The sequence below is a fragment of the bacterium genome, from assembly GCA_040755795.1.
Lineage (GTDB): Bacteria > UBA9089 > CG2-30-40-21 > CG2-30-40-21 > SBAY01 > JBFLXS01.
The window spans coordinates 1-1419 of record JBFLXS010000677.1 but is presented as its reverse complement, the minus strand read 5'-3'; the positions used below and the strand labels follow the sequence as shown (position 1 = coordinate 1419).

Here is a 1419-nt window from a genome sequence, read left to right as displayed (position 1 = left end):
CCCAGCCTGTAATTACCATCTCCCATAATTGAGGGATTGGTTTTGGTTCTTTCCCCATCCTTTTTACTTTCTTTACAGTGACTGGCTTTAACTCATACCCTGTAAACCCTGCCTCTTTGAATAACCCTGCTACCTTATCCGTAATTAAACACTCGCCACCAAACACTATCCATACAAAATCTTTAATATTAGGAGATGGCAATTCTATCATTAAATCTCCTATCCTTTTTCCCCCTCTCATGTGGCTTTTCTCTTTTGGACAGATTATCTGTTCTAAATCCATCCCATCTGCCCAGTCAGCCCCTAAATAGTTCTCCTCATGATCCAATTCATAAAACATTAGATCTCTCCTCCTTATTGAAGATTAAGTTCTTTATTTATCTTTTCAATCTGTTTTAATATCTCTGTTTGCATATTTTCTATCTGGTTTAATTGCCATTGTTGAAGATCAATCTGTTTCTTTAATACTTTCTAACAGAGTAGAGGGGGGCAACCTTCGTTCTCTCGTTTTCTTGGATGATGGAGTCCCACCGCACAGGATCATAGCCTGAGGTTGATAGGGAGGAGGATTTTAGTTTATCTACCAATCTCAAGTAAAGTCTCGGTCAGGTTCAATATCCTTCATATTTAAATCTTGAAGAGGAATATCAAATCCTTTAGCACACTGCTGCATTATTGAAATTACCTCATTAAAAGCAATAATTCGTCCACATTGAAATTCATATCCTGGTGTATTGGGTATCTCCTTATTTCTTTCTTCCTTTGCTTTTAGTGCTCGTTCTTTTATATAAAACCCTAAATCAAAAAGATAACATTTGTATTTACTTCCATCCACATTCATTTTTCACTTTCCTCCTTTTGCCTGCAAAAGATACTGCATAATCTCAGCTAACTCTTGATTTCGTATTACATCTTCATTCCATTTTGCAAGGAGTCCTGCTCGTTCTCGCTCGCTCATCTTATCCCAATTTTCAGCAAATTTTGCAGGATTTGCAAGTTTTTCCTGATGAAGAGCGACTTGTTTCTGGTAACTTTTAAAAGCTTTCTGAATCTCCTCTGGAGTGCGTTTTGCATAGTTCTCTAATAATCCTGAATGTTTTCCTCCAATCCTTAAGGCTTCTTCAACTACCTTCCCAGCATTTTTAACTAATACGCCTGAAACTCCAGGAACGAATATCGCTCCAGCAACTAATGCCCTTTGAGTAGGAGTAAGTTCTCCTCCAAAACTATATCCACTGGCAGCACTGAAGATGTCATAAACAGTTTCAATTACTTGGCCACCTGGGAGAAAGCCAACTGCTGCAATGCCTCCTTCAATAGCAATACCTGCATCCCTAAGTATCCCTCTCCACCACTCTGCGACTACATTGTTTACACCAATACATGTCGTAGTACTTTGTCCTGTTTCATTAATACCAG

The 1419-nt window shown here is 38.5% G+C and carries 3 protein-coding genes; all 3 read right to left on the bottom strand.

What is annotated here, in order from left to right; genetic code table 11:
• The coding region (locus tag AB1414_20855; protein ID MEW6609861.1) for a hypothetical protein at window positions 1-340 on the bottom strand (340 nt) is incomplete at its 3' end.
• A gap of 249 nt (window positions 341-589) precedes the next feature.
• Window positions 590-841 carry a hypothetical protein gene (locus AB1414_20850; GenBank protein ID MEW6609860.1) on the bottom strand — a complete coding sequence of 84 codons (252 nt, stop codon included), beginning with the start codon at window positions 839-841 and terminating at the stop codon, window positions 590-592.
• Between the two features lie 3 nt (window positions 842-844).
• On the bottom strand, window positions 845-1419 hold a 575-nt coding region (locus AB1414_20845; GenBank protein MEW6609859.1), incomplete at its 5' end, for a hypothetical protein.